A 21,380-nucleotide genomic window follows, 5' to 3' on the forward strand; every position below is an offset into this window, starting at 1 on the left:
TATTTGGACATGTTTTTTCTTTCATCTTCTATCAAAATCATTTATGATAAGGTTTAGGGCGTTTTGAAACTGAAAATGATTGATATCCTAAATGGGGGTTAAAGCATGAAGAAAGAATGGTATCTAGAATATGAAATTACAAAAAACCGTCCGGGTTTGTTAGGTGATATTTCATCCCTCTTAGGAATGCTTGCTATTAATATTGTAACTATTAATGGTGTCGATGAAGGAAGACGCGGCTTGCTTATACTGGCAAAAGATGATGATCAAATTAAACGTCTTGAGTCAATTTTAAATACTATGGACACAATAAAACTAATAAAATTAAGAGAACCAAAACTGCGGGACCGTCTTGCTGTCAGACATGGCCGCTATATACAACGGGACGCAGATGATAAAAAAACGTTCCGATTCATCAGAAGCGAGCTTGGGGTTTTAGTGGATTTTATGGCAGAAATATTTAAGGAGGAAGGCCACAAGCTGATTGGCATTCGCGGCATGCCACGTGTCGGTAAAACGGAATCACTGGTTGCCGCAAGCGTTTGTGCCAATAAGCGCTGGCTGTTCGTCTCATCAACCCTGCTTAAGCAAACGATCCGTAATCAGCTAATCGAAGACGAATACAATGCAAATAATCTGTTTATTCTTGATGGCATTGTTTCGACCCGCAGGGCAAATGAGCGGCATTGGCAGCTAGTCCGTGAAATTATGCGTCTCCCTTCTGTAAAGGTGATTGAGCATCCGGATATTTTCGTCCAAAACTCCGAGTATACGCTTGATGATTTTGATTATATTATTGAGTTAAGGAATCACGCTGACGAAGAAATTACATATGAGGTAGTTGATCAACACAATATGTTCTCCGGATCGGATTTTGGAGATTTTGATTTTTAAAAAATTGGAAGGTGTTAACGGTGACTGAATTAGGGAATCGATTAAAAGAAGCCCGTTTAGCCAAAGGTTTGAGTCTTGATGATTTGCAGTCTATGACAAAAATCCAAAAGCGTTATTTAGTTGGAATTGAGGAAGGCAACTATTCAGCCATGCCCGGAAATTTCTATGTGCGGGCATTTATTAAGCAATATGCAGAAGCCTTAAATCTAAATCCCGAAGAGCTTTTTGAAACGTATAAAAGTGAAATCCCGGCTTCTTATAGCGATGAACTGCCGCAGCAATTATCAAGAGTAACTACGCACAAGAAAATTTCACAAGGAAATTCGAAAATTTTTGATGTGCTGCCAAAGGTGTTAATTGGTGTTTTCGTCATTGGTATTGCTAGTCTTTTATATTATTTTTTCGCTACGAATGCGGGTACAGATTCAAATCAATCAACGAACAAGGATAATGAACAGGTAAAATTAGTCAAGAACGCACAGCTTGAAAAAGCTCAAGCCGAGGAAAAGGCGAAGGAAGAAAAAAAGAAAAAAGAGATTGCTAAGGAAGAACCAAAAAAGGAAGAAGCTAAAACACCTGTGGAGGAACCCCCGAAGCAAGTTTTATCAGTGGTACAAACCAGTGGAAGAAATTCGACTTATTCAGTGAATAATGCGGATAAATTCGTCGTCAAGATTGTATCGCGTGGCGTGTCCTGGGTTAGTGTAAGGAATGGCAAAGGAAAATCTTTCTATTCCGGAACACTGCAAGCAGGCGGTGTTGAATCCCAGACTATTGATTTATCAGCGGAAACAGAAGCTGTCATCACGATTGGAAGAACGTTGGATGCCGATATTTATGTAAATGATCAAAAGATCGAGTATGCAGTCGCACCAACTGAGAAGGTTCGTCAGGACATTACGATCCAATATGTTCCGAAGACCCAACAATAGTCATCCTTTCGATGGCTATTTTTGGCGTGTATTTTATAGTGCACTTAAAGCACGCTGGTTTTTTAGGAGGAAATTTTGATGAATATACCAAATAGAATTACCGTTTCAAGAATATTTTTAATCCCGATATTTATGATTATTATGTTGGTTCCTTTTGATTGGGGACAAATGTCCTTGCTTGGGGCGGACATGCCTGTTACACATTTTGTCGGGGCGCTGATTTTTATTTTAGCCTCCACGACTGACTGGGTAGATGGCCATTATGCCCGTAAGTATAACCTTGTAACCAACATGGGCAAATTTCTCGATCCGCTTGCCGATAAGTTGCTTGTTTCAGCTGCTTTGATTGTTCTTGTGGAACTTGGATATGCCCCGTCCTGGATTGTCATCATCATCATCAGCCGGGAATTTGCTGTCACAGGTCTCCGCCTCCTGCTTGCAGGAGAAGGAGAGGTTGTCGCAGCCAATATGCTTGGAAAAATTAAAACCTGGACACAAATTATTGCGATTTCCGCTTTACTATTACATAACATTATTTTTGCGCTGTTTCCTTTCCGCTTTGATATTCTGGCATTGTGGGTCGCGATGTTTTTCACGATTTGGTCAGGATGGGATTATTTTGCGAAAAATAGCCATGTGCTGAAGAATTCGAAGTAAACTTTGATTTGGAAGGGGCGATAGATGTGAATGCTGAGATTATTGCAGTTGGCTCAGAGCTTTTACTCGGGCAGATTGTGAATACGAATGCACGATTTCTATCTCAGCAATTAGCTGAGCTCGGAGTGGATGTATATTTTCATACGGTGGTTGGCGATAACCCTGACAGGCTGAAGGCAGCGATTGACATAGCCGAGAAGCGTTCGGAAATCATTATTTTTACTGGCGGACTGGGACCGACCAAGGATGATTTAACGAAGGAAACAATTGCCCGCCATATTGGTACAGAACTTGCGCATGATGAAACGGCATTAGAATCGATTGAGGATTATTTCAAACGAACAAACCGGGTAATGACGGAGAATAACAGGAAACAGGCATTGGTTTTGAAGGGATCTGAAGTTTTGCCGAATGACTTTGGCATGGCTCCGGGTATGGTGATGAAAACGGGCGGTCATATTTATATGCTCCTGCCAGGACCTCCAAAGGAAATGGAGCCGATGTTTTCCCGCTATGGCAGACAGGCGCTTGCTTCGGCAACCGGCTCGACGGAACAAATTGTTTCCCGAGTGCTGCGCTTTTTTGGGATTGGCGAGGCGGCCCTGGAAACAGAAATTATCGATTTGATTGATGCTCAAAGCAACCCGACGATTGCGCCGCTTGCAGGTGATGGGGAAGTGACGTTGCGCTTGACTGCAAAGCACTTGGATACTGCGGCTGCTGAGGCAATGCTGGATGAAGTTGAGGCTGAGATTCGCGGGAGGGTCGGACAATTTATTTATGGATATGGTGGCTCCTCGTTGTTAGAAGAACTGACTAAGGTATTAAAGGCTCGGCAATTAACCATTACAGCAGCTGAGAGTTTAACAGGCGGGCTGTTCCAGCAGGAGATTACCTCGATTTCTGGAGCAAGCTCTGTATTCAAAGGCGGCGTTGTATGTTATGCCAATGAAATTAAGCGGGATGTTGTCGGAGTTAGGCAGGAAACGCTTGATCAGCATGGGGCTGTAAGTGAAGAATGTGCCCGTGAGCTGGCGGAAAATTCGGCTCGGATTTTTGGGACTGATATCGGAATTAGCTTTACCGGTGTGGCCGGACCGGATGAACTGGAAGGGAAACCGGTTGGGACGGTTTATATTGGGATGGCTGTTGCTGGTAAGCCGACGGTCGTAGAAAAATTAACTCTTGCCGGTGGAAGGGCCGCAAACAGGGTGAGGGCTGTTAAATTTGGGTGTTATTATCTATTAAAGTTATTAAAAGCTAAACCACAGGATACCGTTTAGGTGTTTTGTGGTTTTTTTGTTTTTCGAAGGTTTGTGAAGGGCGGAGAATGTTTTCATGAAGGGTTTATTTCCCTGAGAGGCGCTTGATAGGCAAAAATGGTAAAAATTAGTGATGTATTTTTCCCGTAAAGGTGCTGTTGAGGAACTAGTGGTAAAAATAGAGCGATTATTTTACCCGTTTGACGTGAAGGAGATGGGCAACGGTAAAAATGAAGCGGTTATTTTGCCCGTTAGTCGTGAAGGGGAGGGGCAACGGTAAAAATAGAGGGGTTATTTTACCCGTTTGGTCTGAGTGAGGGGGCATTGGTAAAAATAGAAAGGCAATATTACCTAGTAAGCTGGTTGAAGGCTTGCATTGGTAAAAATACGAGTGAACTCTAGTCATTTTATAGTTTTCTGACAATTAGTGAATTTCCTTTGTTTATTCATAAACCATTATGAAAAATAAATTTTCTCAAGTGTAATTGTATTTTTCCTTACATAAATTACTTAGAAATAGGTCGAATAGATGTTCGCGTTTTTCCTCGACAAATTGCCCAAAAGAGGTTATATTATTAATAGGTTTCAATTAATAGATTCCAGCAATAATTTAAATTTATAAATAAAAAGGAGGAACTATTTGTGAGTGACCGAAAGGCCGCCTTAGAAATGGCGCTAAAGCAAATAGAGAAACAATTCGGTAAAGGTTCCATCATGAAAATGGGAGAGCAGCAGGAAACAAGGATTTCCACAGTACCAAGCGGCTCCCTAGCACTTGACGTAGCACTTGGTGTAGGTGGATATCCACGGGGAAGAATAATTGAAATTTATGGTGAATGATATCGTTAGCTGATGGAATGCTTTCTCCTATTAATTAATAAAGGAGAATAATCATGACACATATTTCAAGAAAATGGACAGATGATGAGATTGATTTCCTGATTAATAACTTCTTAACTATGACTGACCAAGAGATTGGGAACTATTTATCAAGAACGAAGGATGCAATTGAAAGAAAAAGAGCCAAATTAAAGTTAAATAAGAATGAGAAGCTTTGCCTTGACCAATCGACAATTAAAGAGATTCTTTCATCAAAATTAACTTATCAGGAAATTGCTGAAAGGTATCATATTACAAGAGAACAAGCTAGGAATATATATCGTAAATATGATCCAAAAGGTTATGTTGCAAAAACTAAACTCTGGTCAAATGAGGAAGAGGTATTTTTAATTAAAAATTATTTGACTATGGGTGATGAGAGCATCGCTTGTATTTTAGAAAGAAGCCCTTCATCAATTCTAAAAAAAAGATTAAAGTTGGGGCTACACAGGAATGATTTTCACATCGTTGAGAATCCTCCTGATAAGTATTGGACTGAAGAAGAAATAGAGTTTTTAGTGTCCAATATCGATATGTTAACTTATGAGGAAATTTCTCAAAAATTAAAGCGGTCGGTTAAAGCAGTAATGATTAAAGCTTCTAAATTAGGTTTAGTAACTAATGGATCGAAATGGTCCGAAAAAGAAGATTCTCTTCTCATGCAATATTCAAGAAAAACGATTGAGGAAATTGCATTTATTTTGGATAGAAGTCCGAAAGCCATTAAACATCGTTTGAATAAACTTGGAATTGCCCGCAAAAGTGGTCAAGATACTAGCCTTGAACAAAAAGTAGAGAAGATTATAAAGGATCTTGGTGTAAAGTATTTAAAACAAGTAATTTTAGGCTCTGATTTTAATTTTAAAGCAGACTTTGTAATTGGTACCATAGTTATAGAGGCTAATGGGGATTATTGGCATGGAAATCCGATTCTTTATCCAATTCCTAATGAAATGCAGAAACTTGCAATTGAAAAAGATCTGATAAAAAAACGGTATTTCGAGGAATTAGGATATAAAGTCTATGAAATCTGGGAATATGATGTTAATACTGATTTTCCAAAAGTGAAACGAAAAATCGCCCGCTTATTGGGAAACCAATAGGTTGAAAGGGGCAAAATCGGAAAACATCTCAGGTCATGAGAAAATTCCGAGGTAACTGGATGAATTAAAAAGCATTCAGCACCGTAACGCGTACCGAGTGAACCTACATAAATATGTAGAATATAATCTCGGCAAGAGTGTCCCTTCCCTAACAGAGTGAGCTGAGGGAGAATATGTACGCTGAGCTGAGCTGGAATGGACCAGCTGTAGTTACATGTCTAACCAGAGCGTGTAATGATGAGGGTGACCTCCAGAAGCAAGGATAAAAAGCCTTGTGTATAACAATACTGCCCGAATCATCTGGTAAAACAACCGTAGCCCTTCACGCAATCGCAGAAGTGCAGGCAAAAGGCGGACAAGCGGCGTTTATTGACGCTGAGCATGCCTTGGACCCTACTTATGCCCAAAAATTAGGCGTAAACATTGATGAACTATTATTATCCCAGCCAGACACTGGTGAACAAGCACTTGAAATCGCTGAAGCACTGGTACGAAGCGGTGCAGTTGATATCATCGTAATCGACTCAGTAGCTGCCCTAGTTCCAAAAGCAGAAATCGAAGGTGAAATGGGGGACGCCCACGTAGGTTTACAAGCCCGTTTGATGTCTCAAGCTCTTCGTAAACTATCAGGTGCAATCAACAAATCAAAAACAATTGCAGTATTTATCAACCAAATCCGTGAAAAAGTCGGAGTTATGTTCGGAAATCAACTCGTAGTTGCTTAATCTATTAAAAGATTAAGGAGTTTACACTGGGTTTCCCTTGCTAGTGATAGCATGCAAAATACCTTGTGAACCCAATTGCCTAGGGGTGTGATGGAAACATCGCTAACGGTGAAGCCCGCCACTAAATGGGTAATACCGTGCCGAGCCTTACATATGTGTGAGGAAGGTGTAGAGACTACCAAAAGGGGCTATTAAGATAGCTAACTGAGTAGGGTACGGCAGAGGATAGGCTGCTGCCGGAAGTGCAAGGCTCTCTAATTTAAGTAGAGATGAAGAGATAGTCCGTGCTATAGAAATGGTAAATCTATAGAATATGCCAGAAACAACTCCTGGTGGTAGGGCTTTGAAGTTCTACTCGACAATCCGTCTTGAAGTCCGCCGTGCTGAAACCCTTAAGCAAGGCGCTGAAATGGTTGGTAACAAGACAAAAATTAAGGTTGTTAAGAACAAAGTTGCGCCTCCATTCCGTACAGCTGAAGTCGATATTATGTATGGAGAAGGCATCTCAAAAGAAGGCGAAATCGTCGATATGGGTTCGGAACTAGAAATTGTCCAAAAAAGTGGTTCCTGGTATTCCTATAGCGATCAAAGAATCGGACAGGGCCGGGAAAATGCAAAACTGTTCCTAAAGGAAAACCCTGATATCCGCCTTGATATCCAAACAAAAATCCGTGAACACTACGGGTTGGATGGTGAAAAAACTGTCACCGAAGCGGATGACGATGATCAAATTGAGCTACTAGATTAATTTTAAAGAGCAAAGCCTTTTCTCTAAGGTTTTGCTCTTTTTGAAACAAATTGCATTTTTATTCAGTAATATACATAAAAATACTTCTGTAAAAACAGCCCATTTCCCAGTCACGTCATACTAAATTCGAAATATTTCAAAATGCCAATTGGACTAAACCTTGACAATGATTGGCACCACATTTACAATTAACATGTATATTTTACATTTTTGGAAATATTACATTGCGAAAAAGCCTTAGTGCTTGCTGTATGTTGAGTCTAAACAATGTACATGCCGACACTTAAAAAAATGTAAGAAAAGTTCATAGCAAGAGGAGGTGTAACGATTGGATTTAATTACTATCATCTCCATTTTGCTTGGCCTTATCGTCGGTGCCGTTGTTGGCTATTTTATTCGTAGATCCATTGCTGAAACAAAAATAGCAGGAGCTAATAATGCTGCAGAGCAAATCTTAGAGGATGCAAAACGCGATGCTGAATCCTTAAAGAAAGAAGCCCTGTTAGAGGCAAAGGATGAAATTCACAAGCTTCGTACTGAAGCAGAACGTGAGGTTCGTGAACGAAGAAATGAACTGCAAAAACAAGAAAACCGTTTACTGCAAAGAGAAGAGAATTTAGACAGGAAGGATGAAACGTTAAACAAGCGTGAAGTTCTTCTAGAAAAGAAGGATGATTCTCTAAATCAAAGACAACAGCATATTGAAGAGATGGAAAGCAAAGTGGACGAGTTGGTACGTACACAACAATTAGAACTCGAACGAATTTCGGGCTTAACTCGTGAGGAAGCGAAGTCGATCATTATAGATCGGACTGAGAATGAACTCGCTTATGAAACCGCGATGATGATTAAGGAAAGCGAAAATCGTGCAAAAGAGGAAGCTGATAAGAAAGCGAAAGAAATACTTTCCTTGGCTATCCAGCGTTGCGCAGCTGACCATGTAGCAGAAACAACTGTCTCAGTCGTAAACCTTCCAAACGACGAAATGAAGGGCCGTATCATTGGACGTGAAGGACGAAACATTCGTACGCTTGAAACGTTAACAGGTATTGATTTAATCATTGATGATACTCCTGAAGCTGTCATTCTATCAGGCTTTGATCCTATTCGTCGGGAAACCGCTCGCTTGGCGCTTGAAAAGCTTGTTCAAGACGGACGCATCCATCCAGCCCGGATTGAGGAAATGGTTGAGAAATCACGCCGCGAAGTGGATGAGTATATCCGTGAAGTTGGCGAACAGACCACCTTTGAAGTCGGCGTTCATGGACTCCATCCAGACCTGATCAAAATCCTTGGCCGCCTGAAGTTCCGTACAAGCTACGGTCAAAACGTGTTAAAACACTCAATGGAAGTAGCACAGCTTTCGGGATTATTAGCCGCAGAGCTTGGACAGGATGAAACACTGGCAAGACGTGCCGGACTTCTCCACGATATCGGGAAAGCAATTGACCATGAAGTGGAAGGAAGCCATGTCGAAATAGGTGTTGAGCTTGCGACCAAATACAAGGAACATCCGGTAGTCATCAACAGTATCGCTTCACACCACGGAGATACCGCACCAACATCGATTATTGCGGTCCTTGTTGCAGCAGCTGATGCCTTGTCAGCAGCAAGACCAGGTGCACGAAGTGAAACTCTTGAAAACTACATCCGCCGCCTTGAAAAGCTAGAGGAGATTTCTGAATCCTATGAGGGTGTTGAGAAATCCTTCGCTATCCAAGCAGGCCGTGAGGTACGGATTATGGTCAGACCGGAAGCAATTGATGATTTGGCTGCACACCGCCTGGCACGGGATATCCGGAAGCGAATTGAGGAAGAGCTTGACTATCCAGGTCATATTAAAGTAACAGTTATCCGTGAAACTCGGGCTGTTGAATACGCGAAATAAAGCGGTGCTTTTGCATCGCTTTATTTTTTTGCATAAAAAAATATGCTAAACTTCTAATTAACACATTTTATTTACGAAAGGGCAAAAACATGAACATACTTTTTATCGGCGATGTCGTCGGTTCTCCAGGCAGGGATATGGTAAAAGAATATCTGCCAAGATTAAAAGAAAAATATCGTCCGCAAATAACGATTATTAATGGTGAAAATGCCGCAGGCGGTAAGGGAATTACGGAAAAAATATACCGGCAATTTTTAGAGCAGGGTGCACAGGCTGTAACATTAGGCAATCATGCCTGGGATAATCGCGAAATATTTGAATTTATCGATCAGGCCAAATATTTAGTCCGACCGGCCAATTTTCCGAAGAACACGCCTGGTAAAGGAATTATTTTTCTAAAAATAAACAGCTTTGAAGTGGCAGTCATTAATTTACAGGGAAGGACATTCATGAATCCTATTGATTGCCCGTTTCAAAAGGCCGATGAGCTCGTTGCATTGGCGCGGACACGCACGCCATTCATCTTCGTTGACTTCCACGCTGAAGTGACGAGTGAAAAGCAGGCCATGGGCTGGTATTTAGACGGAAGGGTATCGGCTGTTGTAGGGACCCACACACATGTCCAAACAGCCGATAACCGCATTCTTCCAGGGGGAACGGCTTATTTAACTGATGTGGGCATGACGGGCCCGTATGACGGTATTCTTGGCGTGGAAAGGGAAGCGGTCTTGAAACGGTTTCTTACAAGCCTGCCTGTACGATTTGAAGTCACAACAGGCGGAAGAAATCAATTAAGCGCAGTGCATATGGTCCTGGATCAAAAAACAGGCCTTGCAAAAAAAATTGAACCAATCTTAATCAATGATGACCATCCATGGTATTCATAGGAGCAAACACTCTCGTTTGCTCTTTTTATATGCCTTATTTTTGTCCAAGCTGGAATATGTTATTTGATTCGTGAATATAGTAGCAGTGGAATGTTTTATACCTGATTGATTCATGAAACTGCTCATGCGGGATCGGGATTATTACAAGGGGGAGCTAGGAATGGAAATATTAAAAGTTTCAGCAAAATCTAATCCTAATTCTGTAGCTGGTGCACTTGCCGGAGTTCTGCGTGAAAGAGGTGCAGCAGAAATACAGGCAATAGGTGCGGGTGCATTAAATCAAGCCGTTAAGGCAGTAGCCATTGCAAGAGGATTTGTAGCGCCTAGCGGAGTTGACTTGATTTGTGTCCCTGCGTTTACCGATATTTTAATCGATGGGGAAGAACGCACAGCTATAAAATTAATTGTAGAACCGCGGTAGAAAAAAGCCGTGGGTATAAAAAATTCAAAATTTTTATCTGCCTGGTTGTTTTATACAAGCAGGTATTTTTGTGTTCTTGTTGAGAGAATTCATTGTTTGCTTACCATAATTAAAGAATACTATTCTGATATAGGAGAGAATGTTTTGGAAATGGAAAACTGGGGGCATAACCGTAAAGGCTGAAGAATTGGCAAAACTGTTTAAAAATACTGTAATTGCCCATTTATTCTTGATATTTTTAGAAGGTAAATCAAGTAATTTAAAATAATAAAAAAATATTCATATTTTAGACATTATTTCGAGCCAAAGGGTTGCATTTTTTACTTTATAGGTCTAGAATTGTAAGCGTTTAGTACATCTCCGTGACGCTAGTTTTTAGGCTTTAAAGCATTAAAAATCACAATTTCTAGTGGTTTACTCGGAAATGTGCTATAATCTACATGATTTTATTTAATTATCTTTTACATATCCAAAGGGGTGTAAGTCATGATTAAGCAACTTTCATGGAAAGTTGGCGGACAACAAGGTGAAGGTATTGAGAGTACCGGTGAAATCTTTGCAATCGCACTGAATCGCTTAGGTTATTACTTGTATGGTTATCGACACTTTTCATCACGTATTAAGGGCGGCCATACGAATAATAAAATCAGAGTAAGCACGACAGAAGTTCGTTCTATTTCTGATGATCTTGATATCCTAGTCGCTTTTGACCAAGAAACAATTGATGTAAACTACAAAGAACTTCACAGCAAAGGACTAATCCTTGCTGATGCTAAATTTGGTCCAACTAAACCTGAAGATACAGAAGCTTCTTTATTTGTAGTTCCATTTACGGAAATTGCAACAGAGCTTGGTACTTCATTAATGAAGAACATGGTTGCAATCGGCGCTACCGCGGCCGTTTTAGATTTGGATATCCAAGTCTTTGAGGAAGTTGTACGTGAAATTTTTGGCAAAAAAGGCGACCAGGTAGTTGCAAAGAATATGGATGCCATTAAAGCTGGCTTTGACAATATGAAAGATAAGCTTGGACAAGGCGTCGAGCCAATGCATCTTGAAAAAGCTGACGGCAAACACCGTATGTTTATGATCGGTAACGATGCGATTGCCCTAGGTGCTATTGCAGGCGGATGCCGTTTTATGGCTGCTTACCCTATTACACCTGCTTCTGAGATTATGGAATACTTAATTAAGAAGCTTCCTGCACTTGGCGGAACAGTTATTCAAACAGAAGACGAAATTGCTGCAGCTACAATGGCTATTGGTGCTAACTATGCTGGTGTTCGTACAATTACTGCCTCTGCAGGCCCTGGCCTTTCTTTGAAAATGGAAGCAATCGGCCTTGCGGGTATGACTGAAGTCCCGTTAGTTATCGTTGATACACAGCGCGGTGGTCCTTCAACAGGATTACCAACAAAACAAGAACAATCAGACCTTATGGCCATGATTTATGGAACACATGGAGAGATTCCAAAAATCGTTATGGCTCCAAGTACAGTAGAAGAAGCTTTCTATGATACAGCAGAAGCTTTCAACCTTGCTGAAGAATATCAAGTTCCGGTAATTATATTATCTGACCTGCAATTATCCTTAGGAAAACAAACTGTAGAACCATTAAACGTTGATAACGTTGAAATTCGTCGTGGTAAGCTGTTATCTGGCGATCTTCCAGAGATCGAAGCAAAAGGCTACTTCAAACGTTATGAAGTAACGGAAGATGGTGTTTCACCACGTGTCATCCCTGGTATGAAAAATGGTATTCACCATGTAACAGGTGTTGAACACGCTGAAACTGGTAAACCATCTGAATCAGCTGCAAACCGCTTGGCACAAATGGATAAGCGTATGCGTAAATTAGAAAATATTCGCTTTAATACACCTGTATATAAAAATGCGAAGCATGAAGAAGCTGACGTTTTATTCGTTGGTTTTAACTCTACTCGCGGTGTTATTGAAGAAGCAATGGGACGTCTTGAAAATGACGGTTTAAAAGTGAACCATGCCCATATTCGCTTAATTCACCCATTCCCAACTGATGAGGTTCTTCCGCTTATTCAATCAGCGAAGAAGGTTGTCGTGTTAGAAAATAATGCGACTGGTCAATTGGCTAATATTATAAAAATGAACGTTGGACATGCAGACAAGATTGTAAAGCATGTGAAATATGATGGTAATCCATTCTTACCTCACGAAGTTTATACAAAAGCAAAGGAGTTGTTCTAAATGGCCACTTTTAAAGATTTTAGAAATGATGTAAAACCGAACTGGTGCCCTGGCTGTGGCGACTTCTCTGTACAAGCGGCAATTCAACGTGCTGCTGCAAACGTTGGTTTACAACCTGAAAATTTAGCGGTTGTTTCCGGTATCGGCTGTTCCGGTCGTATTTCCGGTTATATTAATTCATACGGATTCCATGGAATCCATGGCCGTTCACTGCCAATCGCACAAGGCGTTAAAATGGCTAACCGCGATTTAACGGTTATCGCTTCCGGCGGTGACGGTGACGGCTTTGCGATTGGTATGGGTCATACTATCCATGCAATCCGTCGTAACATTGACGTTACGTATATCGTTATGGACAACCAAATTTACGGTTTAACAAAAGGTCAAACTTCTCCGCGCTCAGCTGCTGGCTTTAAAACAAAGTCAACACCAGCAGGTTCCATCGAACAAGCGATTTCCCCAATGGAAATGGCACTGACTGTGGGTGCAACATTTGTTGCTCAAAGCTTCTCAACAGATTTGAAAGATTTAACTGCGTTAATTGAAGCTGGTATTAATCACAAGGGCTTCTCTTTAATCAACGTATTCAGCCCATGTGTAACTTATAATAAAGTAAACACTTATGACTGGTTCAAAGAAAATCTTACTAAGCTTAGCGATATCGAGGGCTATGATCCACATAACCGCGAAGCGGCGATGCAAACATTAATGAAGCATAAAGGCTTAGTAACTGGTCTTATTTATCAAAATACGGAGCAAAAATCCTACCAAGAATTAGTTCATGGCTACAAAGAAACTCCATTAACTCAAGCAGACCTTGAGCTTGATCAAAATTATTTTGATAAATTAGTTGCGGAATTCATGTAATGGTGAAGAAAATCCCGAGGCACTCCCTCGGGATTTTTTTTATAGAGTGTGATTGTCGAAAGGAGTCTAGATTTTCTATTGTTTTCAGGTTCGTAAACCTTTATACTATTATAATGTGCAGATGTATGGTTAATTCTATGCACAGTAAAAAATTAACATTCTTTATAATAATAGAAGTAATTTTTTTAAGAAAGGGGTTTAAACCACATGAACGAAAAGCAACGATTAGAAGGTCAGCAAGTAAACGCTGCTAATTCTTCGGACAAAAAATCCGCCAAGGATTACAGCAAATACTTCGAACAAGTAATTACTGGACCTTCTTTAAAAGATGCAAAAAAGCGTGGTAAAGAAGAAGTAAAGTACCAAAATGATTTTGCTATTCCAGAAGAATTTCGCGGAATGGGTAAAGGCCGTAAGTTTTATATTCGCACTTACGGATGCCAGATGAACGAACACGATACAGAAGTAATGTCAGGGATCTTTTTAGCTTTAGGTTATGAGCCGACTGACCGTACTGAGGATGCCAATGTTATTCTGTTAAATACTTGTGCGATTCGCGAAAATGCGGAGAATAAAGTATTCGGTGAGCTTGGCCACCTGAAAGCATTAAAAATGGAAAAGCCGGACCTGCTTCTCGGTGTCTGCGGCTGTATGTCACAGGAAGAGTCAGTCGTTAATAAAATTTTAAAAACATATCAGCAAGTAGATATGATTTTTGGTACTCATAATATTCACAGACTGCCTAATATCCTTCATGAAGCGTACATGTCTAAGGAAATGGTAGTAGAAGTATGGTCCAAGGAAGGCGACGTAATTGAAAACCTTCCAAAAGAACGCCGCGGCAATATCAAGGCATGGGTCAACATTATGTACGGCTGTGATAAATTCTGTACGTATTGTATCGTTCCATTTACACGAGGTAAAGAACGCAGTCGTCGTCCTGAAGAAATCATCCAGGAAGTGCGCCAGTTAGCAGCACAGGGCTATAAGGAAATCACCTTACTTGGTCAAAACGTGAATGCCTATGGAAAAGACTTTGAGGATATGAAATATGGACTTGGAGACCTGATGGATGAAATCCGTAAAATTGATATTCCAAGAGTTCGTTTCACAACAAGCCACCCGCGCGACTTTGATGACCATTTAATTGAAGTCCTAGCACAGGGCGGCAATTTGATGAATCATATTCACTTGCCAGTACAATCGGGCTCAACTGATGTATTGAAAATTATGGCTCGTAAGTACACTAGAGAACAATATTTAGAGCTAGTTAGAAAAATCAAAACCGCAATTCCGGATGTCGCATTGTCAACAGATATTATTGTCGGATATCCAAACGAGACCGACGAACAATTTGAAGAAACAATGTCACTTTACCGTGAAGTAGGTTTTGAAATTGCTTATACGTTTATTTACTCTCCACGTGAAGGCACTCCAGCGGCCAAGATGGAGGATAACGTCCCAATGGAAGTAAAGAAAGAACGTTTACAGCGTTTAAACAACCTTGTAAACGAGCTTTCTGCTGAGGCTATGAAAAAATATCAAGGCCAAATTGTCGAGGTACTTGTGGATGGGGAAAGTAAAAACAATCCGGATGTCCTTGCCGGCTATACAAGCAAGAACAAATTAGTCAATTTTATTGGTCCTAAGTCAGCGATTGGCAAAATTGTAAAAGTAAAAATTAATGAAGCAAAAACATGGTCATTAAACGGAGAAATGGTGGAAGAACTAGAACCAGCAGAGGTGAACTAAAGTGGCGAAGTATACAAAAGACGATATCGTCGCTCGTGCAAAAGAATTGGCTCGTATGATTGCAGATACCCAGGAAGTGGATTTCTTTAAACGGGCAGAAGCGCAAATTCATGATAATCAAAAGGTGAAAACATTAATTGCTGATATTAAGGGATTGCAAAAGCAAGCCGTTAACCTGCAGCATTATGGAAAACCGGAAGCCTTAAAAAAGGTTGAAGATAAAATCGCTTCAATCGAACAAGAGCTGGATGACATTCCAGTTGTTCAAGATTTTAAGGAATCGCAAATCGAAGTAAATGAATTGCTTCAGTTAATTGCAACAACAATTTCAAATACTGTCACAGATGAAGTCATTATTTCAACAGGCGGAGATGTTCTGCTTGGGGAAACGGGCGCCAGCATGAAAAATGGCGGCGGGTCTTGCGCGGGACATGATGATTGCGATCACGAGCATTAAAAATGTAAGCCGGACTTTCTGAAGTCTGGCTTATTTTTTTCCTAATATGGATTCCTCCGCAAAAGACTACCCCCTTAAGGCACACACCTAGACATCCCGCATAAGATGAATCATGACTAAACTTTTATCCAGTATTCGCAGATTTAGATATCACACTAGTATAGACATTCGCATAGGATGAAATGAAACTGAATGAGGAGGGTTCGCGCAAAATGGGAGAATATAGAGAGATATTTGCGAAGGCCGTAGTAGCGAAGGGACGGAAGTTTACAAAGTCCAATCATACGATTAGCCCGGCACACAATCCATCCAGCGTTCTCGGCTGTTGGGTTATCAACCATAAATATAACGCGAAAAAAGTTGGTAAAACAGTTGAGATACACGGACATTATGACATCAATACTTGGTACTCCTTTAACGATAACACAAGAACAGAAGTGGTTACGGAACGGGTCCAATACACAGATGTCATTAAGTTAAAATACCGTGACCATGACTGCATGGACGACAGTGAAATTGTAGCAAAAGTACTGCAGCAGCCAAACACCTGTGAAGCCGTCATTTCCCCAAATGGCAACAAAATCATCGTTCATGTCGAAAGGGAGTTCTTGGTTGAAGTCATTGGCGAAACCAAGGTTTGTGTCCGCGTAAATCCTGAAGGATGCAAAGACAATGATGATGAATGGGGCATGGATGTTGACGACGAGGAATTCGAGGAATTAAGTCCCGATTTCTTAGTAGGTGGCGAAGAAGAATAACTTTAACTAGGAGGTTTTTGCTTCCTAGTTTTTCTTTTTTTCGAGAAATGTTTAAATGTATGTTTACCAGTTAAAATCAGCATGCTAATTTCTAGGAGGTGGTAATCACTTGGAACCGAAACAACCGGGAAATAGCAATATGACTGATTTTGATAAGTTAAATGACCGAATCATTGCGGAAAGTCCAACCGGACCCATGTTAGTAATTAAAACAAATTTGGACCCAAAGAACGTTACCGAAAATAATCCTTATTATCATAATGAAAAGGCAAAGGATCCGAAGGAATTTAAAGACTACTTTGAAGAATGAAAAGAGCCAGGTTACTTATTTTCCTGGCTCTTTTCCCATTCTGGCTTTAGTATCGATAATACATATGTATCATGAATATGATTGCTTTGATGCATATAGCCCCGTAGAATGCCCTCTTTCGTAAAGCCCATTTTTTGAAGCAGGTTGACCGAGGCTACGTTTTCGGGATAGACGATGGCCCCGATCCGATACAGATCCATTTGCGTAAAACTAAACTGTAATACTTCTCTAATGGCTTCAGTCGCATATCCTTTTCTCCAATAGGCAGGATTAAGTTCATAGCCAATTTCGGCCCGTTTGTTTTTCAATTGCAAGTTATTAAGACCAATGGTTCCAATAATCTTTTGATTTTCCTTCAGCTTAATTCCCCAGCGGATTCCCCGTTTATCTTGATAATTCTTTTGAAACAAATCAATTAATTTCATGGCCTCGGCCGGCAGGGTAAACCGGTCGGTTCCGTAGAACCTCGTTACTTCATCTCGCGAAAATATTTCAAACAAACTGTCGACATGGCGATGGGTGAGTTTGATTAATTGTAATCTTTTTGTTTCAAGGATTGGAAAGTTCACAGATTCACCTCGGATAAAACTTGTTCAAAAACTTGTTCATCTATCAGTTTATATCGAGGATCGAAAAAAAGAAAGAAATACAACAACGTTTAGAAAATTTTAAAAAATATGATAAATTTTCCCTATGGTTCTGTTAAGATAAAGAAGAAAACATGGAATATTCTTTGAAAGGAGCATAACGTATTAGTGAACTTCCCTTTCTATATTTTTGGCATTCACCCCCATCTATTATTAGAATCATTAGCCTATTTTATCGGCTTCCGCGTTTATTTATATACACGAAATAAAGAAAGAATCCCAATGGATAAAGCCCTTTGGGTAATTGTTGGGGCAATCTTAGGCGCTGCTTTAGGCTCCAAATTCCTCTATTGGCTTGAAGATCCAAAGAAAACGTTGGAAAATTGGCATAATCTTATTTATTTAATGGAAGGAAAAACAATCGTCGGCGGATTACTAGGCGGGCTGATTGGAGTTGAAACAGCCAAAAAATGCATTGGCTGGACGCGCTCGACCGGCGATGACTTTGTTTTGCCATTGGCTGTTGGTATGATGATTGGCCGAATTGGCTGTTTTTTAACCGGCTTAGATGACCACACTTATGGGACGGCTACAACTTGGATCACCGGGGTGGACTTTGGTGACGGAATAAAGCGGCACCCCACACAGCTTTATGAAATAGCTTTTTTGGGTGCTCTTGCCTTCGCACTTCTTCAGCTAAAGAGAAATAGTATCGGCTGGGAAGGCCTGCTATTTCAGCTGTACATGCTTGGTTATTTAACGTTTCGGTTCATGATTGATTTTATTAAACCAACCCCGCACCCATATTGGCTTTTAAACAATATTCAAGTGGCAAGCTTGCTGGGGATCTTGTATTACATATGGCTCATTAATAAAAAACAAACAGAGAAGAGGAGTGAAATTCATGCCTAACCGGCCGTATTTATTTTATGAATTAACAAACAGCATCTGCTCGACCTGTCATCGTAAAGTGGAAGCCAAGGTCATCATTGAAAATGAAAAGGTTTATTTGGTTAAGCATTGTATGCAGCACGGCAGGGAAAAGGTTTTGATTTCAACAGACGTCGATTATTATAAGTGGTGCCGTGAATTTATTAAGCCCTCGGAAATGCCATATCGCTGGAATACGCCAATTAAATATGGCTGCCCGTATGATTGTGGCCTATGTCCGGACCATGAACAGCATAGCTGTTTGACATTATTAGAGATTACCGAGCGATGCAACCTGAAATGCCCAATTTGCTATGCGGATTCCTCGCCGAATAAAGGGACCTTCCGCAGCATAGAAAAAATAGAATTTATGCTAGATAGCATTATTAAAAATGAGCGTGAGCCTGATATCGTCCAAATTAGCGGCGGCGAACCAACGATTCATCCGCAGTTCTTTGACATCCTGGACATGGCAAAATCACGGCCGATCCGTCATATAATGGTTAATACAAATGGGCTCCGAATTGCCAATGACAAGGAATTCGTCAAGCGCCTAGCCTCGTATTCTCCTGGCTTTGAAATCTATCTTCAATTTGACAGCTTTGAAAAAGAAGCATTGGAGGAATTAAGGGGAGTAGATTTACGAGATATTCGTCAAAAGGCGATTGACCATTTAAATGAATTTAATATATCTACTACACTTGTTGTCACATTGAAAAAGGGATTAAACGACCATGAAGTAGGCAAAATCATTCAATATGGGCTGCAGCAGCAATGTGTCCGCGGGGTGACCTTCCAGCCGATTCAAGCTGCAGGTAGATTGGAAGAATATGACCCTTCTGTTAACCGCTTAACGCTGAGTGAAGTGCGGCAAATGATTATCGACCAATCGAATGTGTTTGGTTCAAAGGACATTATCCCTGTCCCATGCCATCCTGATTGCCTGGCAATGGGCTATGCCTTAAAGCTTAATGGGGATGTGACGCCGCTAACAGGCTTAATCGATCCGAATATTTTGCTGGAAGGCGAGCGCAACACCATCGTTTTTGAACAGGATGATAACATTAAAAATATGATTTTTAAATTGTTCTCATTGAACCATTCTCCGGATTCCTCTGCCTTGTCCTTGAAGGACTTACTATGCTGTCTGCCAAAGGTGGCAATGCCGGGAGAAATCGGATATGACAACGTCTTTCGGGTGATTATTATGCAGTTCTTGGATGCACATAACTTTGATGTCCGTTCCGTTAAAAAATCCTGTGTCCATATCGCCCATCCGGATGGCCGGATTATTCCGTTTGATACGTACAATTTATTTTATCGGGATAATAAGGAAGAAGAATTGAAGAAAATTCAGCAGGAACTGGAAGAACGTACATTTAATAAATAGCACCTTCATAATTAAAGGGGGAGACTGGCATGGTCCAAAATCAAGGAAACACTTCGAAGGATGGAAGTTTAAAAGACCTTTGGCTTGGGATAGGCATCACCATCGGGATCTATCTTATGGGCTTATTGATTTTGTTTGTCTTTTCCCCGATGTTTTTTGCATATTTATGTATAGCCGCCGTTGCCTTGATTTTGATTCCGATCATTTGTTTTTCGAAGGGACGGAAGCGGATGGGCCAGGGGGCTTTGATTGGCCTCGGAATTAATATTCTATTATTTACAGCTTGTTTTGGGATCCTGATTTCCGGGCTGGGTGGTTTATAGAATAGGAGAAGCAGGTGCTTTTTTGAGGTGCCTGCTTTAACATTCATTTATATTGGTTTTGCAACATAGTTATAAATTAATGTGGAAAACTGGGAGGGACACTAATGGATGATCGTTTATTTCGAAATGCGATGGGGAAGTTTGCAACAGGGGTAACAGTGGTGGCAACAGAGGTGGATGGCAAGGCTCACGGAATGACGGCAAATGCGTTTATGTCTGTATCGCTAAACCCAAAACTTGTTGTCATATCAATCGCGGAAAAAGCATCTATGCTTGAAAAAATCAAAAAAAGCAACACATTCTCTGTGAATATCCTGTCGGCTGACCAGCAGGAGTTGTCGATGATTTTCGCAGGGCAGTTGAAGGAGCATCGAGAAGTTGTATTTGATCGGCTTGGCGGGGTGCCAGTTATTGCCGGGGCACTGGCGCAGGCTGCATGTGAAGTAACAGCTACACATGTGGAAGGGGACCATACACTATTTATAGGTAGGGTAATTGAAATTTCCGTTGAAGAATCTAACGCAGACCCGCTTATTTATTTTAGCGGGAAATACAGGTCTCTATCAGAATAGGATATAAGAATCAAAAAATGGATTAAGCCAGCCTAATTCAAACCGCTTGTTTGAAGGGGTGGCTTTTTTTGTTTTGGATAATTATCTCAATTTGATATAGAAATTTGATATCATAGTTTTTGAGAAATAAGTCATTTAGTTAGAGGGAGGAGGAAGATGACATTAACAATTCTTATCTGGGCGGTCGCAAGTGTCTTCATCATCCATGATTTTGAAGAAATAATCGTCATGGAAGGCTGGCTGAAACGGAACGAGAAGGATATTTTAAAGGTCTTGCCAAAAAGGTTCCATAACTACTTTATCCGTGTCTTTCCACGGCACACAGCCGGTTTTGCTTTGGCTGTATTATTTGAGTATATAGGTATTTTGCTGACTATTATTCTGGCAATGGGCGGGGCAGCAAAGCATTGGACTTTAATCGGAATTCTTTCAGTCGTTTCCATTTTGTTTATTCATTCATTTACCCACATTGGCCAGGCTATCATTCTTAGAAGATATACTCCTGGTGTAGTCACGGCCGTTATTTTATTGATCCCGTTTTGTCTATATTTCTATCAATTTGCTTTAGAGATTGAGGCCATTGATTGGCCAATGATTTGGATTAGCATCCCGGTTGGCGTCATCTTAGTGGTTTTCTTTAATCAAGTAGGGCTAATATGGGGGAAGAGACTGGAAACATATCTTTAAATCTATAAGAAAATTTGAGATTTTTATTAGAAATAGGTATATTTCCAATACTCGGACTCGACTTCGGAAATATATCTGCGAATTCCCAAACTTATCTGCGAATCGTTATTATTGGATAAAACAATCCA

At 40.6% G+C, this 21,380-nt stretch carries 21 protein-coding genes and 2 pseudogenes; 22 read left to right on the plus strand and 1 reads right to left on the minus strand.

Annotated features, from left to right (window positions below):
* Positions 1-105: 105 nt before the first annotated feature.
* From QNN06_RS11065 to QNN06_RS11145, 17 genes and pseudogenes are all read left to right on the plus strand, one after another.
* A complete protein-coding gene (locus QNN06_RS11065) occupies positions 106-894 on the plus strand; it encodes a DUF3388 domain-containing protein (RefSeq protein WP_213116298.1) in 789 nt (262 codons plus the stop codon).
* Between the two features lie 20 nt (positions 895-914).
* Positions 915-1,826, plus strand: coding sequence for a helix-turn-helix domain-containing protein (locus tag QNN06_RS11070; protein ID WP_213116297.1), 912 nt, complete (start codon positions 915-917; stop codon positions 1,824-1,826).
* A gap of 78 nt (positions 1,827-1,904) precedes the next feature.
* Entirely contained in the window at positions 1,905-2,483 is a 579-nt protein-coding gene (pgsA, locus tag QNN06_RS11075; protein ID WP_213116296.1) for a CDP-diacylglycerol--glycerol-3-phosphate 3-phosphatidyltransferase, read from the plus strand.
* A 26-nt stretch (positions 2,484-2,509) separates the two neighbouring features.
* Positions 2,510-3,766 (plus strand): competence/damage-inducible protein A, encoded by a 1,257-nt coding sequence (locus QNN06_RS11080; protein ID WP_213116295.1) that lies wholly within the window; start codon positions 2,510-2,512, stop codon positions 3,764-3,766.
* Positions 3,767-4,387: 621 nt separating this feature from the next.
* Positions 4,388-4,579, plus strand: a pseudogene (locus QNN06_RS11085) (recombinase RecA); the annotation flags it as partial.
* Positions 4,580-4,638: 59 nt separating this feature from the next.
* On the plus strand, positions 4,639-5,727 hold the full coding sequence (locus QNN06_RS11090) for an endonuclease domain-containing protein (protein ID WP_217037245.1): 1,089 nt from the start codon (positions 4,639-4,641) through the stop codon (positions 5,725-5,727).
* Positions 5,728-6,017: 290 nt separating this feature from the next.
* Positions 6,018-6,434, plus strand: a pseudogene (locus tag QNN06_RS11095) (recombinase RecA family protein); the annotation flags it as partial.
* 331 nt (positions 6,435-6,765) lie between these two features.
* Complete coding sequence (locus QNN06_RS11100; protein ID WP_372447569.1) at positions 6,766-7,200, plus strand: recombinase RecA family protein; 435 nt, start codon at positions 6,766-6,768, stop codon at positions 7,198-7,200.
* A gap of 328 nt (positions 7,201-7,528) precedes the next feature.
* On the plus strand, positions 7,529-9,088 hold the full coding sequence (gene rny, locus QNN06_RS11105) for a ribonuclease Y (RefSeq protein WP_284037556.1): 1,560 nt from the start codon (positions 7,529-7,531) through the stop codon (positions 9,086-9,088).
* An 89-nt stretch (positions 9,089-9,177) separates the two neighbouring features.
* Positions 9,178-9,975: a TIGR00282 family metallophosphoesterase gene (locus QNN06_RS11110; protein WP_213116292.1), complete on the plus strand. Its 798-nt coding sequence runs from the start codon at positions 9,178-9,180 to the stop codon at positions 9,973-9,975.
* Between the two features lie 160 nt (positions 9,976-10,135).
* Positions 10,136-10,396 carry a stage V sporulation protein SpoVS gene (spoVS, locus tag QNN06_RS11115; RefSeq protein WP_038541258.1) on the plus strand — a complete coding sequence of 87 codons (261 nt, stop codon included), beginning with the start codon at positions 10,136-10,138 and terminating at the stop codon, positions 10,394-10,396.
* 486 nt (positions 10,397-10,882) lie between these two features.
* Positions 10,883-12,619 carry a 2-oxoacid:acceptor oxidoreductase subunit alpha gene (locus QNN06_RS11120; RefSeq protein ID WP_213116291.1) on the plus strand — a complete coding sequence of 579 codons (1,737 nt, stop codon included), beginning with the start codon at positions 10,883-10,885 and terminating at the stop codon, positions 12,617-12,619.
* Entirely contained in the window at positions 12,620-13,486 is an 867-nt protein-coding gene (locus QNN06_RS11125; RefSeq protein ID WP_213116290.1) for a 2-oxoacid:ferredoxin oxidoreductase subunit beta, read from the plus strand.
* A gap of 207 nt (positions 13,487-13,693) precedes the next feature.
* On the plus strand, positions 13,694-15,238 hold the full coding sequence (gene miaB, locus QNN06_RS11130; RefSeq protein WP_213116289.1) for a tRNA (N6-isopentenyl adenosine(37)-C2)-methylthiotransferase MiaB: 1,545 nt from the start codon (positions 13,694-13,696) through the stop codon (positions 15,236-15,238).
* 1 nt (position 15,239) lies between these two features.
* Positions 15,240-15,695, plus strand: a complete 456-nt coding sequence (locus QNN06_RS11135) for a YlbF/YmcA family competence regulator (RefSeq protein WP_213116288.1) — start codon at positions 15,240-15,242, stop codon at positions 15,693-15,695.
* 212 nt (positions 15,696-15,907) lie between these two features.
* Complete coding sequence (locus QNN06_RS11140; protein ID WP_213116287.1) at positions 15,908-16,453, plus strand: outer spore coat protein CotE; 546 nt, start codon at positions 15,908-15,910, stop codon at positions 16,451-16,453.
* Between the two features lie 109 nt (positions 16,454-16,562).
* Positions 16,563-16,763: a hypothetical protein gene (locus QNN06_RS11145; protein ID WP_213116940.1), complete on the plus strand. Its 201-nt coding sequence runs from the start codon at positions 16,563-16,565 to the stop codon at positions 16,761-16,763.
* A gap of 11 nt (positions 16,764-16,774) precedes the next feature.
* Here the strand turns inward: QNN06_RS11145 and QNN06_RS11150 are convergent, their stop codons facing one another.
* Entirely contained in the window at positions 16,775-17,332 is a 558-nt protein-coding gene (locus tag QNN06_RS11150; protein ID WP_213116286.1) for a GNAT family N-acetyltransferase, read from the minus strand.
* 186 nt (positions 17,333-17,518) lie between these two features.
* Here QNN06_RS11150 and QNN06_RS11155 point away from each other — a divergent pair, with 186 nt between their 5' ends.
* The 5 genes from QNN06_RS11155 to QNN06_RS11175 all read left to right on the plus strand — a co-directional run bounded on the left by QNN06_RS11155 (position 17,519) and on the right by QNN06_RS11175 (position 21,252).
* Entirely contained in the window at positions 17,519-18,262 is a 744-nt protein-coding gene (locus QNN06_RS11155; protein ID WP_213116285.1) for a prolipoprotein diacylglyceryl transferase, read from the plus strand.
* Complete coding sequence (locus QNN06_RS11160; RefSeq protein WP_213116284.1) at positions 18,255-19,670, plus strand: radical SAM protein; 1,416 nt, start codon at positions 18,255-18,257, stop codon at positions 19,668-19,670. The genes QNN06_RS11155 and QNN06_RS11160 overlap by 8 nt, the downstream gene beginning before the upstream one ends.
* A gap of 29 nt (positions 19,671-19,699) precedes the next feature.
* Entirely contained in the window at positions 19,700-19,993 is a 294-nt protein-coding gene (locus tag QNN06_RS11165) for a hypothetical protein (RefSeq protein WP_213116283.1), read from the plus strand.
* 104 nt (positions 19,994-20,097) lie between these two features.
* Positions 20,098-20,565 (plus strand): flavin reductase family protein, encoded by a 468-nt coding sequence (locus QNN06_RS11170; RefSeq protein WP_213116282.1) that lies wholly within the window; start codon positions 20,098-20,100, stop codon positions 20,563-20,565.
* A gap of 156 nt (positions 20,566-20,721) precedes the next feature.
* Positions 20,722-21,252: an HXXEE domain-containing protein gene (locus QNN06_RS11175; RefSeq protein WP_217037242.1), complete on the plus strand. Its 531-nt coding sequence runs from the start codon at positions 20,722-20,724 to the stop codon at positions 21,250-21,252.
* The last annotated feature ends 128 nt before the right edge of the window (positions 21,253-21,380 follow it).

This window comes from Neobacillus sp. 114 (assembly GCF_030127045.1).
In the GTDB taxonomy this organism is placed as follows: domain Bacteria; phylum Bacillota; class Bacilli; order Bacillales; family Cytobacillaceae; genus Neobacillus; species Neobacillus rhizophilus.